This is a genomic window from Streptomyces sp. NPDC049597, from assembly GCF_040675505.1.
Classification (GTDB): domain Bacteria; phylum Actinomycetota; class Actinomycetes; order Streptomycetales; family Streptomycetaceae; genus Streptomyces.
In genome coordinates this window covers 1-14,633 of sequence record NZ_JBFAOY010000023.1, presented here as the reverse complement: position 1 = coordinate 14,633, position 14,633 = coordinate 1, and the positions used below count along the sequence as shown (strand labels likewise).

The window sequence follows — 14,633 nt, the reverse complement described above, 5'->3', positions numbered from 1 at the left end:
AGGCGGCCGGGCCGGGGGAGCAGGGGCCGGCCGAGACGGTCTCGATCACCGGATCTACGTAATGTTTGCGTAAACATGATGTAGCCGGAAGTTTGTGGGCGGCGAGAGGTGCTGTCAAGGATTTGGACGGAGCCGGTCCAGGTTTTTGACCCGCGAGCGTGTTTGCGTCAACATTGCGTAGGGGTGGCGCACTGTGTGCAGACCCGCGAGGGGCCCGGGGAAAGGCGGTCGACGTGGCGGAGAAGGCAGCAAGAGCACGCCGCTCGCGCGCACCACGGAAGTGGCCCTCAATGGCCGAGGTCGCGGCGAAGGCGGGCGTGTCCTCCCAGACCGTCTCACGTGTGGCCAACAACCACGACAATGTGGACGAGACCACTCGCGCCAAGGTGCTGGACGCGATGCAGGCCCTCGGGTACCGCCCGAACGCGGCGGCCCGCGCACTGGTCACGGGCAAGTTCGGAGCCCTCGGCGTGGTCAGTTTCGACGTCGGCGCACACGGCAACGCGCGGACGCTGGCGGCCATAGCGGAAGCGGCGCGCGAGGCGGGCTTCTCGGTCAACTTCATGGGCATCCGCGCGCAGACCGAGGCCGCCGTGCGGCAGGCCTTCCGGCACCTGACGCTGCAGTCCGTCGACGGCATAGTGCTGATCGAGTCGAAGATGCTCGACACGCCGTCGCTGAACCTTCCGCCCACGATGCCGGTGGTCGTCGCCGACGGCGACACCGGGCACCGCTACCCCAACGTCGACTTCGACCAGGCCCGCGGCACACAGAGTGTGGTCGGCCACCTGCTGGAGCTGGGGCACCGCACGGTGTACCACGTCAGCGGCCCGCGCGACTCCTTCGCCGCGCAGCGGCGCGCCGAGGCATGGGAGCGCACCCTCGTCGCGGCTGGAGCCCCCGTGCGCCCGACCCTGTACGGGGACTGGACCGCCGAGTCCGGATACCTGGCCGGTCGGACGCTCGCGCAGATCCCCGACGTCACCGCCGTGTTCGCGGCGAATGACCAGATGGCACTGGGCGTGCTCCGCGCCATGCACGAGGCGGGACGGGTCGTGCCGGACGAGGTCAGCGTGGCGGGCTTTGACGACGTGCCCGAGGCCAGGTTCTTCGAGCCGCCGCTGACCACGGTGCACCAGGACTTCGACGTGGTGGGCCGGCACTGCGTGACCCTGCTGCTGGAGCAGATAGAACGCCGCGGCAACGGTCCCAACCGGCTCGCCGTGGAACCCACGCTCGTGGTGCGGGCCAGCACCGCGCCTCCGTCCGCCTGACGGGCCGCTCCGGCCGACGGCGCACGGCGGCGCAGCGTGCCGGCGAGGCCGCTGCGGGCACGACCGGTTTCGCGCGGCTGACCAGGCCATTCTCATCCGGCGCGGCGTCGCCTCCTGCCGCCCGCTCTCTTCGGCCGGACCGGGCATCGCGCCTCCTCCCGACCGCAGGAAGGGGGGCTGCGGGTGCTGCCCATCCGTCCTCGGCTGCGTCTCCTCGGCCGTCGGTGCGCAGCCTGGCGGAATCCGCCTCGGGCGTCGCCCTGCCCTGTATGGAAGGGCGACGTCACCCCTCCTGGAGTGGCTACGATGTTCATGTTCATCACTAAAAAATCCCATTTATTCGCTCCCGCGCAGTGCTTGACGCCCGTCTGACGGTGGTGTCACCATCACGTCACCGATGATTGCGTAAACATCGGTGATCGGAACAGTCTTCTTCCGGACCTTCCGGCCCGAGGCTTCTGCCTCCCTCATTCCGTTCCAGACCGGTCGGTCAACGACGCAAGGAACCACCATGACGCTCCTGTCGACGTCCGCACAGGCAGTCCCACCCAGGCCACGACGGCGCCGCCCCCCGGGAGGCACGGCCTCGTCGGGTGGGGATTCGCCGGCCCGTTCGTCGCGGTCTTCGGACTCGTCTTCCTGGCGCCGATCGGATACGCCGCCCATCTGAGCCTCTTCCGGGACCGGCTGATCGGCGGCAGGTCTTTCGTGCCTCTCCTCGTACCGCCCCCGAATGTCCCTGACGCGGCGGTTGCTGGCAGCACAAAGGAGCTCCTGATGTTCCGTTCCCCCTCTCGCCGCGTGGCCGCCGCCACCGGCCTTGTGCTCACCCTTGGCCTGAGCACGGCCTGTTCGTCGGGCAAGGAGGCCACCACCGACGATCCGGTCGCCAGGGCCGACGGCAAGATCTCGATCACCTACCTCCAGAAGCAGGGCGACCAGGAGTACTTCATCGGTGAGGCCGCGGGCGCGAAGGAGAAGGCGAAGGAGCTCGGCATCGACCTCAAGATCGTCAATCTGGGCAACGATGCCAACAAGACGGTCAGCGAAGTGCAGTCGGCGATTGCGCAGAAGACCGACGGCGTCATCATCGTGGTCCCGGACCCGGCCGTGGGCCCGCAGGTCGTCCAGACCGCGAAGGACGGCAAGGTCGCGCTGCTGACGTCCGACGACCAGATTTGCAAGACCGGCCCCGATCCCGACGCCTGCGGCAAGGACGACCTGGTGCCGAGGATCGGGTTCAGCGGCGCACAGATGGGCGGGGAGGTCGGCAAGCGCGCCGCCGCCGAGTTCAAGAAGGCCGGCTGGACGGCCGCCGACACCCGCGTCGTCTCGGCGTGGAAGCAGGACGTGACCGTCTGCGGCGACCGCGTCGCCGCGGCGAAGAAGGCGTTCGACGCGGCCGTGCCCGGCGTGGAGACCATCGACGTGCCCACCGACAACACGCCCACCGGCGCCCAGGACAAGATTGCCGCGACGGTCACCGCCAACTCCGGCGTCAAGAACTGGGTGATCTGGGGCTGCAACGACGAGAACGTCATGGGCGGCGTCACCGCGCTCGCGAACGCCGGCGTCGGGCCCGACAAGGTCGTCGGCGTGGGCCTGGGCGCCTACCTGGCCTGCAAGGAATGGCAGTCGGACAAGCCGACCGGCATGAAGGCCGCGCTGTTCATCAACGGCAAGGACGTCGGCGCCCTGGCCGTGCAGACCATGTACGACAAGCTCAAGAATGGCAAGGACTTCCCCGCCGAAGCGTTCGCCCCGACCACCATGGTCGACCACGCCTCGTGGAAGGGCGCCGGACTCACCTGCAGCTGAGTACTCCCGGCCGGCGGCCGCCACCGAACGGCTGCCGGCCGGTGACCCCACCCCGCGCCTCCCGACCACGCCTGCACCATGCCTTCGAGGTGAACCGATCCATGACCCAAGCGCATCCCCCGACACCCGCCCCGAAACCCTCAGGCGGCACGTCCGACGCGGCACCTCCACCCCCGTCCGTCGGGGTGGCGGGTCTCACCAAGCGCTTCGGCGCGGTGCAGGCACTCGGCGGTGTCACCCTCGACTTCCCGGCCGGGCAGGTCACCGCCCTGATGGGAGAGAACGGCGCGGGAAAATCGACGCTGCTGAAGATCCTCACGGGCGACCATCAGCCGACCGAAGGACACACGCTCGTCGACGGCGAGCCCGTCGAACTTGACACCCCCGCCCGCGCCCGGGCGGCCGGTATCCGGATCATCCCGCAGGAGCCCGAGATCATCCCGCACATCTCGGTCGCTGAGAACGTCTACGCGGGCGCCCTGCCCCGCAAGCACGGACGGATGCTGGACCGGACCGAACTGAACCGGCGCATCAGGGCCGACCTCGAGCGGCTGGGCTTCGCACACATTCTCGACCCAGGCTTGCTCGGGTCGCAGCTCACGCCCGCGCAGCGGCAGCTGGTCGAGATCATGCGCGCGCTGACCGGCGGGACGACCGCACGGCTGATTGCATTCGACGAGCCCACCTCGTCACTGTCGGAGCACGAGGTGGACGCACTGTTCGCGCTGATCCGACGGCTGCGCGAACAGGGCATCGCGATCGTGTACGTCTCCCACCGCATGCAGGAGATCTTTCAGCTCGCCGACCGCATCGCGGTCCTGCGCGACGGCAGCTTGGTCGGCGTCCAGGACGCCAGGTTCACCAACGAGGGCGAACTCGTGCGCCTGATGGTGGGCCGCGACCTGTCCGCCATGTTCGTACGCCGACGTGTCGCCACCGACCGGCTGGTGCTCGACGTCCAGAACCTGACGACCGACGACGTCACCGACATCTCGCTTCGGATCCATGCCGGCGAAGTAGTCGGCCTGGCAGGCCTCATCGGGGCCGGGCGCTCGGAACTCGCCCTCGCGCTCGCGGGCGACCTGCCCGTCCGCAGTGGCACCGCCACCCTGAACGGGGCACGCCTGCGCAGCGGCAGGCCGGGCGACGTGATCCGCGCCGGCCTCGGGCTCGCCCCTGAGGAACGCAAGGCCCAGGCGCTGTTTCTGCAGCAGTCCATCAGGGACAACACCTCCCTCGTCGTACTGGACAGGCTGCGGCGCTTCCGCTTCGTGCGACGAACGGCCGAACGCCGGCTCGCGCAGGAGTACTCCGACCGGCTGCGGGTCCGCACCCCGTCGATCAACCACGAGGTGCGCAAGCTGTCGGGCGGGAACCAGCAGAAGGTCGTCCTCGCCCGGTGGCTGGCCCGCAAGCCGAAGGTCCTGATCCTCGACGAGCCGACCCGCGGCATCGACGTCGGCGCGAAGGCGGAGATCCACCAGATCATCGCCGACCTCGCCGCCGAGGGCGTCGCGCTGCTCGTCATCTCCTCCGAACTGCCCGAACTCCTCGGCCTCGCCGACCGGGTCGTCGTCATGCAGGGCGGCCGGATCACCGGCGAGCTCGACCGCAGCGAAGCCACCGAAGAGTCCATCCTCCAACTCGCCATGGCCGATGACATCGTCGGCACCGCCCCCGGAGCCACATCATGACCCTCACCAGCACTTCCTCCCCGGCCGTGAAGGGGCCCCAGGGCGACGGCCCCGCGTCGGGCCGGCCGAAGCTCGTCGCCGGCATCGGCGGTCAGAACATCAGCCTCATCGGTGCGCTCGTCGTCGTCCTTGTCCTGTTCGGCGTCCTCAACGACAACTACCTGAGCCTGTCCAACATGCAGGTCATCGCCGAGGCGGCGACGATCACCGGACTGCTCGCGATCGTGCAGACTGTCGTCATCATCTGCGGCGGCCTCGACATCTCCGTCGGCTCGCAGGTCGGCGTGGCGTCCGTCGTCAGCGCCATGGTTTTCACCAGCACTGGCTCGGGGGCCTTCCTCGGCATGGCCGCCGCGATCGGCGTCGGTGTGGCCATCGGTGCGCTGAATGGCCTGATCATCGTCTACGGACGGGTCAACCCGACCATCGCCACACTCGCCGGGCTCGCCGCCTACAAGGGACTCGCCCAACTGCTGTCCGACGGACGCGCCCAGGGCTACGTGCTCAACAACGACGTCTTCGTCTTCCTCGGACGCGGCAAGATCGCCGGTCTGCCGGTCATGGTCTGGATCCTGATCGTCGTGGCCGTTACCGCGCACCTGCTGCTCAAGTACACCGACATCGGCCGCAACCTGTACGCCATCGGCGGCAACGACACCGCCGCCCGGCTCGCCGGCATCGGCATCAACAAGTACCTGATCTTCGTCTACACCCTCATCGGCGTGGTTGCCGCCGTCGCGGGCATCATGCTGACCGCCCGCACCGGCTCCGGCCAGCCCGTCTCCGGCAGCGAGGGCCTCGAACTCAAGGCCATCACCGCCGCCGCACTCGGCGGCGCTGCTCTCAAGGGAGGCAAGGGAGGCATCGGTGGCACGCTGCTCGCGGTGGCGCTCCTCGGCTGCCTCGAGAACGGCCTGACCGTCGAAGGCATCAACACCTTCTGGCAGAACGTCGCCCAAGGCGCGCTCCTGGTCATCGCCGTCGTCATCCAGCAGCGCCGCAGCGGCGAACGGGCCGTCGGCCTGCCTCACTGACGCTCCGCCCACACTGTTTCCCCGTCCGGCGCCGCTCACAACGGCGACGGACGGGTTTGGCCATGTTCACGACTTCCGACAGCATCTGTTCACCGTCTCGGGAGGCGGCCCGATCGATCTCGCGTCGATGTTCACGGGAACGGGAGGCACCCCGAGGCAGGCGCCGCCGTTCCTCATCAACTGCGATGCGGCCCGGGCTTGCTCTCCAGGGCGTTGCTGACCTCCTCGAAGAACGCCTTGCGTGAGCGATCGACGGCTCGGTGGGCCTCTTCCATCGTCTCCTGGGCCAGGGTCCGCAACGCCTCGTCTGTCAGGGCGGATGAGGACTCCAGCGTGGCCATGCAGGAGGACAGGTAGGCGCCGGTATTCCGCGTCAACTTACGCACCGCCTCACGGAGAGGTTCCGGCCCCTCAACGGCGGCTTTGGCACTGAAAGGACGCAAAGCGGCAACCAGCTCGCGGGCACGTCGCCTCTCCTCCGTCCTTGCTTCCCCGGACTGCTCCAGCGCGACGCTCTCGACCGCGCCGGTCGGCCGCAGGTACGCGACCAGCAGCTTGGTGGCCTGCATCCGTACGGGGGCGATGGCGTCCAGGGCGGCGTCGAGCGCGGCGGCGTATGCCGTGTAAACCTCTCGGCGAGTCTGGGACCGCCACAGGTGGTGCTGGGCGCGGGCCTGGTGGCGTGTGGCCCGGCTGATGATGAGCGCAGCCAGTGTGGCGGTCGCGCCGCCGATCGCTGCTCCCGCAAGTGCCGCGATCCCCTGGTCCACTGTGGGCCCCCTTTCCCCGTGGGCGTCATTCAAGCAGTGGCGCATCGTCAGTACGAGTAGTTCGTCACGGAGAGTGCAAGCCCTTTACCAGCCTGATACTCCTCAACTCCCAAGAAGGGCCGCTGCTGTCGGAACTGGTGAACATCCAGCCCCTGCCCCGACGGCCTGGTGCCTCCCAAATTGGTGTCAAGTGCTGCCCCTTCTCGCGCACGCAGCCACGGGGTCGTGTTCCGGAGGCGGTCCTCGTGATCGTCGTCCGACGATCACGTCGCCTCGGCCGACGCCTCGGGGCTCGTGAGGATGACGAGTTGCCGGGGCATCGGATCATCGCGGCACAAGCGGTCGGCCCCTCCTTCGGCGCCCTCGCCGAACCGGACAGCTCGAGCCGACATCGCCTTGACCGCGGGATCGCCGGTGACGCAGGCGATCCCGTCGGCGTGGGAGGCCGGCCAGGTGTCGGCGACCGAGTCTGTCCGTCGGAATTTCGGGGCGAACCTGCACGACAGCCAGGCCCTGATCCCCCTGGTGAAAGGCGTACCGCGATCCGCTCTTGCCGAGGAAGCCCGCAGGCCAGGACTACGATCACCCTCACCTGCGGCGATGGTTACGCGGGCGCGGCATCACGCACCGCATACGCCCGCAGTGCCCGCCACGGCACCGGGCTCATTCTGCGCTGGTCCCTTGTGCGTCGCCGGTGAGCAGCACCCAGCCCATCGCAGCCATGACATGCGACGAGGCCGCAGCCCGTAGAGCTGCCGCCCCGTCATACTCAAGCACGCTTGCAGTACTGGGCGGAGACGGTCCGCTCGGCTTCTGCGCCCACTGCGGCTCCTGCGGCAGCGCGGCCCGGGAGGGGGCGGACCGCCGATGCCGGTGCACTGATGCAGGCCGTGACGCAGCGGCCGCCGGGGCGTTGCTCGATCTGCACCCATTGCGCCACGAACTCGACGATGCCCATGCCCCGACCGCGTTCGCACGGGTCGCAGTCACGGCCCAGCCTTGGGCGAGGGATGTGGCCAGAGTCCAGCACGGCGACGTACAGGTAGCCGGTCTCCCGGGAGTGAGAGAGGCGCAGGGTCACTTCCCCGCCTCCGTACTGGACCGCGTTGGCGGCGAGCTCGGCCACGACGAGTTCGGCTGTCTCGCACGACTCCTGTACCAGCCCCCACCGATATAGGACGGCAGTCACGAAGTGGCGCGCCACGGGGACGTGTGCCGCGTCGGCCGGCACGGCCAGCAGCGCGACGTGCGCGTCGCGGGGCCTGGCGGGGGACGACTGGGATCCGTGGGCGCTGGTGCTCAGGTACATGGCTACCTCTGAGGGGGCAGAGGGGGCGGCGGGGGGACGACGGTCCGCGAACGCCGGGCGTGTTCCTCGGCGGCTTCGACCGGGGTGGACGATCTCGAGGTAGTCGATCGCCGACGGATGTTTACGTAAACAGCGTGTGTTTACGTAAACAGTAGCCCCCTTTCGCACCCTTCTCAAGGCGTGACAGGCGTCACTTGGTGCGGCTGCGTGCGGCTCTGGTGCGGCTGACCGAGCCGAACAGCTCCCGGTCCCCGAGAAACCCCTCCAGGGCGAACGCTGCGGCGCCCCAGGTGACCGCGTTGTGCGACAGAGCGCTGCGCCGCAGGTCGACGGCACGCAGGGGCTGGGCGAGGGCGTGGTCGGCGAGGGCCGAGCGGGTCGCGGCCAGCAGCTGCTCGCCGAGCCCTTCCATCACTTGGTTGCCGAGCACGATCACCTGGGGGTTGAAGAGGTTCACGAGGCTCCCCACCGCTGCCCCCAGATACCTGCCCGTGCGTGCGATCACCTCGGTCGCGACACTGTCCCCGTCCGCCGCGCGGAGGGCGAGGGAGCGTAGCGTCGCCGCGTCGTCGGGCAGGTGCGCCAGTGGGTCCGCGGGGGCCACGGCGCGCAGCGTCTCGATGACGCCGCGGGTTCCGACGTACGCCTCCACGCAGCCGCGGCTTCCGCAGCGGCAGGGGCGGCCGTCCAGCACCAAGCAGGTGTGGCCCCACTCGCCGGCGCTGTTGGTGGCGCCCCGGTACAGCGTGCCGCCGATGGCGAAGCCGGCCCCGACGCCGGCGCGGAGCGTGACGACGACGAGATCGTCCACCTCGCGCCCCCCGCCGAACCACATCTCGGCCAGCGTGCTCGCCTTGAGCGGATTGTCGAGATGGAGTGGCACGTCGAGGCGTTCCGCGAGCAGGGAGCGCATCGGCACGTCGCGCCACGACCAGTAGGGCGAGTACGTGGAGACTCCGCCCTCCCGTTCGACGAGGCCGGGGACGCTGACCCCGGCACCGAGCACCCGCTCGCGAGGCGTCCCGGTAGCTGCCAGCACGGCGTCGACGCCTGCCTCGATCGCCGCCACGACGACATCCGGCGCCACGCCGTCCGCAGGCAGCGGCCGCTCCATGACATGCAGTTGGCGCAGTGTGAGGTCGAAGAGCTCGGTGCGTACGGAGGTCTCGGCCACGTCGACGCCGATCAGGGCGCCGCGCTCGGCGTTCACGGCGAGCAGGGCCCGGGGGCGTCCGCCGCCGGACTCCAGCCTCCCCGACTCCACGAGCACCCCGGCGTCGATGAGCTCGGCGGTGAGGTTGGCGACCGTGGCGAAGGAGAGCCCGGTCGCGGCCGCCAGCTCCTGCCGGGTCCTCGCCCCGCCGTCCGCGTAGAAGCGCTGCATCACCTCGAACCGGTTCAGGAACCTGATGTCCTGCGAGGTGCGGTGGGCCACGTGTCTCGTCCTTCGCGTGTCGTGCCGGGCTTGTCTGGTCACGACGATCTTATTCCGACCCTTGGAAAAATCACCAGGGAGACTATGTACAAGGGTTAGACAAATGGTTAGCGTTACCCATGGAACAAGGAGACTGATATGCGCCACTTGAGGGCCCGCCCCTGCAGCCCCGACCCCGGAAGGCTCTGCGAGGGCCCGGTATGGGACCACGACCTGCAGGAACTGCTCTGGGTCGACATCACAGCGGGCCTGATCTGCCGGGGCTCCCTGGTCCCGCGCGCCGACGGGGGCGGACTGCCCGACATACTGCCGCGGACCACACTCGCCCTCAGCGGCACGGTGGGCGCCGTCCAGCCCACCCGGAACGGGTCGCTGATCGCCGCAGTGTCCACGTCGCTCATCCGCGTCGGAGACGACGGCCGCCAGGAGGAACTCGCGTCCCTGGCCCTCCCCACCGACGGCGTGCGACGACGGTTCAACGACGCCACCTGCGACCCACGCGGGCGACTGCTCGCGGGCACCATGGCCTTCGACGCGACGCCCGGCGCAGGCTCGCTCTACCAGCTGGGCCCGGACGGACTGCGGGTGCTCCTGGAGTCCGTGACCATCTCCAACGGGCTCGGCTGGAGCCCCGACGGCGCCCTGATGTACTACGCCGACAGCGCCACGGGGAGGGTCGACGTCTTCGACTACGACCTCGCCACCGGCACTCCCGCCGGCCGCCGACCCTTCGCCGCATTCGACGGCGGGGTACCCGACGGTCTGACCGTGGACGGCGAGGGCAACATCTGGGTCGCGGTCTGGGGCGCCGGCCACGTACGCGCCTTCGCGCCCGACGGGGTCTGCCACACCGTGGTGGACGTTCCGGCCTCGCACGTGACGAGCGTCGCGTTCGCCGGCCCGGCGCTCGACACCCTCGTGATCACCACGGCCACCGAGGAACTGACCGAGGACCAGCTGGGCGAACAGCGGCACGCCGGACGGCTGTTCGTGTGCCGGACGGGCATCGCCGGGCTGCCGACCGTGCCCTTCGACGACCTCGCATCCCAGCACCAGGAGACGGCATGACCACGCTCTCGTCCGCCCTCGCCGCCGTCCCGGTCGTGGCGATCCTGCGCTCCCACAGCGCGGACCGGTTCCCCGAAGTCGCCGACACCCTGCGCCAGACAGGTGTCCGCGCCGTCGAGTTCACGCTCACCACCCCCGGAGTACTGGACGCCCTGCGCGACTACGCACAGAGCCTGCCCGACGGGCTCGCACTGGGGGCCGGGACGGTCACCACCCCCCGCGAGGCCGAAGCAGCGGTCGCCGCCGGCGCCGAGTACCTGATCACCCCGGCGACCTCGCCGGAAGTCGTCGCCGCCGCGCGCCAGCTCGGTGTGCCGGTGCTGCCGGGTGCCCTGACGCCGACAGAGGTCCTCACCGCCTGGCAGGCGGGGGCTGCCATGGTGAAGCTCTTCCCCGCCTCCATCGGGGGTCCGGAATATGTCCGCGCCATCCGCGCACCCCTCCCTGACGTGCCGCTCGTGCCCACAGGAGGCATCCGGCTGGAGGACGCCCCCGCCTACCTCCGGGCAGGCGCCACCGCCCTCGGCATGGGCAGCCCCCTCGTCGGCGACGCCTGCGAAGGCGGCGACCTCGGCGCCCTGGGTGACCGCGCGGCCCGGCTCCTCGGCCTCCTGGACGGAGTACCCCGATGACCGGCCTCGTGACCCTGGGCGAGGCCATGGTCGTCGTTTCCGCGAACGAGCCCGGGCCGCTCGCACCGGGCCGGATCGCCAGTCTGTCGTTCGCGGGGGCCGAGGCGACCGTCGCAATCGGCGTCAGCCGGCTCGGCCACCCCGCCGCGTGGATCGGAAAGGTCGGGGCCGACGCCGCCGGAGCGATGATCGTCGCCGGTCTGCGGGCCGAAGGCGTCGACGTCTCCCGCGTCCGCACCGAACCCGCCCTGGCGACGGGGCTCATGCTGCGCGAACGCCGCACCGCCGACCGCACCCGCTCCGCCTATTACCGCAAGCGGCTCGCCGGCTCGTGCCTCGGCCCCGAGAACGTGGACGACGAACTGATCTCCGCGTCCCGACTGCTGCACGTCACCGGCATCACCCCCGCACTGAGCGACAGCGCCCGGCGCGCCGTGCGCCACGCCGTGGTCGTCGCCCGCGAGGCCGGTGTCACCGTCTCGCTCGACGTCAACTACCGTTCGCTGCTGTGGTCCAGGAACGACGCGGCCGCCGAACTCGGCTTCCTCGTCCGCCACGCCGACCTCGTGTTCGCCGGGCCCCAGGAGGCGCAGCTCCTCGTCGGCGACGCGCCCCCGGAGCAGACGGCCCGCGCGCTCACCGCGCTCGGCCCCCGGCAGGCGATCGTAAAGCTCGGGGCCGCGGGCGCCCTGGTCGCCGTCGACGGCGACGTACTGGCCCAGCCGGCCGTGCCGGTCACGGTCGTCGACCCGATCGGCGCCGGAGACGCCTTCGTCGCCGGATACCTGGCGGCGCACCTCGACGGCGCACCTCCCGCCGAACGGCTGCTCACCGCGGCGACGTGCGGCTCCTTCGCCGTCTCCGTCCACGGCGACTGGGAAGGCCTGCCGCGACAGGGCGAACTCCCGCTGCTCACCGGCGACGACGTCATCCGCTGACCCCTCGCCCGCGACCCGATCGGAACGAACAGGAACTTCCATGCAACGCTTCACAGGAAAGACTGCGCTGGTCACCGGAGCCGCCTCCGGCATCGGAGCGGCCAGTGCCCTGCGGCTGGCGGCCGAGGGCGCCACCGTCATCCTCGCAGACATCGCGGACTCGGCCGGCGAGGCCGTGGCCAAGAACATCCTCGCCGACGGCGGCCGTGCCGCCTACGTCCACTGCGACGTCTCCGCGGAGGCGAGCTGGCAGTACCTCCACGAGCGCACGCGCGACTTCGCAGGCCCAGTCGACATCGTCCACAACAACGCCTTCACCCACGTCGACGCCGCAGCCCACGAACTGACGGGCGACGGCTGGGACAAGGAGATAGCGGTCAATCTCAAGGCCCTTTACCTCGGGGTCCGCACTTTCGTCGACGACCTGCGCACCACGCGCGGCTGCTTCGTCGCCACCTCAAGTGTGCACGCCAACTTCGGCCTGCCCGGCCGCCCCGCCTACGCCGCCGCCAAGGGCGGCATCTGCGCACTGATCCGCCAACTGGCCGTCGAATACGGGCCGCACGTCCGGTTCAACTCCGTGCTGCCCGGTCCCATCCTCACCGACGTATGGGACCAGGTGAGCGAGGCCGACCAGCAGCTGTCGGCCCGGGCTACCGCGCTCGGCAGGCTCGGCGCGGCCGACGAAGTTGCCTCCGCCGTCGCCTTCCTGGCCTCCGCCGACGCCTCCTACATCACCGGCGCCGATCTCACCGTCGATGGCGGATGGTCCGTCAAGAAGGAGTCCAAGTGAAGATCACATCCCTGCGCACCTACCTCGTCGCCCCCCGCTGGTGCTTCCTGCGCATCGACACAGACGAAGGCATCACCGGCTGGGGCGAACCGGTGGTCGAGGGCCGCGCGCACACGGTCGCCGCCGCCGTCGACGAGCTCAGCGACTACCTGCTCGGCCAGGACCCGATGCGCATAGAGGACCACTGGCAGATGCTCACCAAGGGCGGCTTCTACCGGGGCGGCCCGATCCTCTCCAGTGCCGTGGCCGGCATCGACCAGGCCCTGTGGGACATCAAGGGCAAGGCACTCGGCGTCCCCGTATGGCAGCTGCTGGGCGGCAATGTCCGCGACCGCGCCCGCGTGTACAGCTGGATCGGTGGCGACCGCCCGGCCGACGTCGCCGAGGAGGCCCTCGTCCGCAAGGCCGAGGGGTTCACAGCGATCAAGATGAACGCCTCGCCCCAGCTGGACTTCATCGACACGCCCGACGCCGTGCACGGCATCGTCGAGCGCGTCGCCGGCGTTCGCGAGGCGGTCGGTGACCGCTTCGACATCGCCGTCGACTTCCACGGCCGGCTCACGATCCCCATGGCGCGCCGGGTACTGCCCCTGCTGGAGCCGTACCTGCCGTTCTTCGTCGAGGAGCCGGTCGTCCCGGAGCTGAGCGACCACATCGGCGACATCGTCCGGTCGACCAGCATCCCCATCGCCACCGGCGAGCGCCTCTACTCGCGCTGGGACTTCAAGAAGGTGCTGGGTCAGGGCATCGCCATCGCCCAGCCGGACTTGTCGCACGCTGGCGGTATCTCCGAGGTCCGCCGCATCGCCGCGATGGCCGAGGCGTACGACACCGCGCTCGCGCCCCACTGTCCGCTTGGCCCGATCGCGCTAGCCGCGTGCCTGCAGGTCGGATTCGCCTCGCCTAACCTGCTCATCCAGGAGCAGAGTCTCGGCATCCACTACAACACCGGCTCCGACCTCCTCGACTACCTGGTCGACCCGTCGGTGTTCCGTTACGAGGACGGACACGTCGAGCTCCTCACCGAGCCCGGCCTCGGCATCCATGTCGACGAGAAGGCCGTGGAACGTGCCGCCGAAACGGGCCACCGGTGGCGCAACCCGATCTGGCGCCGACGGGACGGCTCGCTCGCCGAATGGTGACGGGATCCGCTCTGCGGCGCAAGCCAAGCGCCGCCGGGGCGGGGCCGGGGCGCGTGCCTCAGCCCTCGGCGTCGGCACCAGGACTTCCCTCCCGCTTCACCATCCCGCGCCGCCGGTAGTCGCCTGCTCCCAACAGCGACCGCAACGCCGCGCCCTGACCGCCTCTCTTGGCGGTTGGGGGCGCGGCGGTAAGGGCTCAGCTCAATAGAGTGTCGGCACTCCCGAGAGGAGTCCACCCAGGCCTCGTGCCCAGGCGCGACGAGCTTTCCCTGAAGCAGGCGCCCTCGCAGGATGCCGACACGGGTCCTGCCTTCTGCCACTCAACGAGGCGGTCGCCGTCCTGTCCGACGTCGCCGAAGCGCACGACCCTCACGACGGCCGCCCCGAGCGCGGAGGTCCGCAAGGGCACCCAGGGAGGGTCGAGCGTCCGGATCAACGATGCTCAGCTGTCTGGACCGAGGGAGACCGCCGCCCAGATCGGGCGCACCACCTCGACGCTGGCGCCGTTCGACGTCATCGCCTCCGCGACTCTCTCCCTGAAGGTCCCCACCAAGTACTGGTACGAATGTCGCAGCCCCTCCCTCTGGTACGCCGATGCGCAGATGGAAGACCAGTACCAGTGGTTTGAGACCGGACAGCGATGCCGCCGTGCTGGATCGGATGATGCGTCACCTGGCCTCGGGGCGTGCTCAGGCAGGACTTCTCAGGCGGCTGCACGTTGACAGC

General features: G+C 70.0%; 12 protein-coding genes and 2 pseudogenes. 11 read left to right on the top strand and 3 right to left on the bottom strand.

The genetic code is table 11. The features are described 5' to 3' along the window. Nucleotides 1–290: 290 nt before the first annotated feature. From AB0K02_RS24020 to AB0K02_RS24000, 5 genes and pseudogenes are all read left to right on the top strand, one after another. Nucleotides 291–1,274, top strand: coding sequence for a LacI family DNA-binding transcriptional regulator (locus AB0K02_RS24020; protein ID WP_365994573.1), 984 nt, complete (start codon nucleotides 291–293; stop codon nucleotides 1,272–1,274). A gap of 511 nt (nucleotides 1,275–1,785) precedes the next feature. Further along, nucleotides 1,786–1,991, top strand: a pseudogene (locus tag AB0K02_RS24015) (sugar ABC transporter permease); the annotation flags it as partial. 60 nt (nucleotides 1,992–2,051) lie between these two features. Beyond that, nucleotides 2,052–3,092: a substrate-binding domain-containing protein gene (locus AB0K02_RS24010; RefSeq protein WP_365994661.1), complete on the top strand. Its 1,041-nt coding sequence runs from the start codon at nucleotides 2,052–2,054 to the stop codon at nucleotides 3,090–3,092. A 185-nt stretch (nucleotides 3,093–3,277) separates the two neighbouring features. Then, nucleotides 3,278–4,786 (top strand): sugar ABC transporter ATP-binding protein, encoded by a 1,509-nt coding sequence (locus tag AB0K02_RS24005; protein ID WP_365994572.1) that lies wholly within the window; start codon nucleotides 3,278–3,280, stop codon nucleotides 4,784–4,786. Continuing rightward, on the top strand, nucleotides 4,783–5,820 hold the full coding sequence (locus AB0K02_RS24000) for an ABC transporter permease (protein WP_365994571.1): 1,038 nt from the start codon (nucleotides 4,783–4,785) through the stop codon (nucleotides 5,818–5,820). Before AB0K02_RS24005 ends, AB0K02_RS24000 begins: the two co-directional genes overlap by 4 nt. 176 nt (nucleotides 5,821–5,996) lie before the next feature. On the opposite strand, the gene AB0K02_RS23995 is transcribed toward AB0K02_RS24000, so the two are convergent. Then, complete coding sequence (locus AB0K02_RS23995; protein ID WP_365994570.1) at nucleotides 5,997–6,590, bottom strand: hypothetical protein; 594 nt, start codon at nucleotides 6,588–6,590, stop codon at nucleotides 5,997–5,999. A 469-nt stretch (nucleotides 6,591–7,059) separates the two neighbouring features. Here AB0K02_RS23995 and AB0K02_RS23990 point away from each other — a divergent pair. Beyond that, nucleotides 7,060–7,224 (top strand): annotated as a pseudogene (locus AB0K02_RS23990) (IS5/IS1182 family transposase); the annotation flags it as partial. 135 nt (nucleotides 7,225–7,359) lie between these two features. Here the strand turns inward: AB0K02_RS23990 and AB0K02_RS23985 are convergent. Further along, nucleotides 7,360–7,899 carry an ATP-binding protein gene (locus AB0K02_RS23985; RefSeq protein ID WP_365994569.1) on the bottom strand — a complete coding sequence of 180 codons (540 nt, stop codon included), beginning with the start codon at nucleotides 7,897–7,899 and terminating at the stop codon, nucleotides 7,360–7,362. A gap of 190 nt (nucleotides 7,900–8,089) precedes the next feature. Next, on the bottom strand, nucleotides 8,090–9,334 hold the full coding sequence (locus AB0K02_RS23980; RefSeq protein WP_365994568.1) for an ROK family protein: 1,245 nt from the start codon (nucleotides 9,332–9,334) through the stop codon (nucleotides 8,090–8,092). 138 nt (nucleotides 9,335–9,472) lie between these two features. On the opposite strand from AB0K02_RS23980, the gene AB0K02_RS23975 reads away from it, so the two are divergent. From AB0K02_RS23975 to dgoD, 5 genes are read left to right on the top strand one after another with little or no spacing between them, the layout of a single operon-like run. Further along, a complete protein-coding gene (locus AB0K02_RS23975; RefSeq protein ID WP_365994567.1) occupies nucleotides 9,473–10,402 on the top strand; it encodes an SMP-30/gluconolactonase/LRE family protein in 930 nt (309 codons plus the stop codon). Next, nucleotides 10,399–11,034, top strand: coding sequence for a bifunctional 4-hydroxy-2-oxoglutarate aldolase/2-dehydro-3-deoxy-phosphogluconate aldolase (locus tag AB0K02_RS23970; protein ID WP_365994566.1), 636 nt, complete (start codon nucleotides 10,399–10,401; stop codon nucleotides 11,032–11,034). Before AB0K02_RS23975 ends, AB0K02_RS23970 begins: the two co-directional genes overlap by 4 nt. Continuing rightward, nucleotides 11,031–11,972 carry a sugar kinase gene (locus tag AB0K02_RS23965; protein ID WP_365994565.1) on the top strand — a complete coding sequence of 314 codons (942 nt, stop codon included), beginning with the start codon at nucleotides 11,031–11,033 and terminating at the stop codon, nucleotides 11,970–11,972. The genes AB0K02_RS23970 and AB0K02_RS23965 overlap by 4 nt, the downstream gene beginning before the upstream one ends. 40 nt (nucleotides 11,973–12,012) lie before the next feature. After that, nucleotides 12,013–12,765: an SDR family NAD(P)-dependent oxidoreductase gene (locus AB0K02_RS23960; protein WP_365994564.1), complete on the top strand. Its 753-nt coding sequence runs from the start codon at nucleotides 12,013–12,015 to the stop codon at nucleotides 12,763–12,765. Further along, nucleotides 12,762–13,907: a galactonate dehydratase gene (gene dgoD / locus AB0K02_RS23955; RefSeq protein WP_365994563.1), complete on the top strand. Its 1,146-nt coding sequence runs from the start codon at nucleotides 12,762–12,764 to the stop codon at nucleotides 13,905–13,907. Before AB0K02_RS23960 ends, dgoD begins: the two co-directional genes overlap by 4 nt. Nucleotides 13,908–14,633: the final 726 nt, after the last annotated feature.

Bases quoted from the DNA above. Each gene is read 5' to 3' on its own strand.
- AB0K02_RS23985 (WP_365994569.1), bottom strand. From the start codon at position 7,899: ATGTACCTGAGCACCAGCGCCCACGGATCCCAGTCGTCCCCCGCCAGG.
- AB0K02_RS24000 (WP_365994571.1), top strand. From the start codon at position 4,783: ATGACCCTCACCAGCACTTCCTCCCCGGCCGTGAAGGGGCCCCAGGGC.
- AB0K02_RS23975 (WP_365994567.1), top strand. From the start codon at position 9,473: ATGCGCCACTTGAGGGCCCGCCCCTGCAGCCCCGACCCCGGAAGGCTC.
- AB0K02_RS23970 (WP_365994566.1), top strand. From the start codon at position 10,399: ATGACCACGCTCTCGTCCGCCCTCGCCGCCGTCCCGGTCGTGGCGATC.
- AB0K02_RS24010 (WP_365994661.1), top strand. From the start codon at position 2,052: ATGTTCCGTTCCCCCTCTCGCCGCGTGGCCGCCGCCACCGGCCTTGTG.
- AB0K02_RS24020 (WP_365994573.1), top strand. From the start codon at position 291: ATGGCCGAGGTCGCGGCGAAGGCGGGCGTGTCCTCCCAGACCGTCTCA.
- AB0K02_RS23960 (WP_365994564.1), top strand. From the start codon at position 12,013: ATGCAACGCTTCACAGGAAAGACTGCGCTGGTCACCGGAGCCGCCTCC.
- AB0K02_RS23965 (WP_365994565.1), top strand. From the start codon at position 11,031: ATGACCGGCCTCGTGACCCTGGGCGAGGCCATGGTCGTCGTTTCCGCG.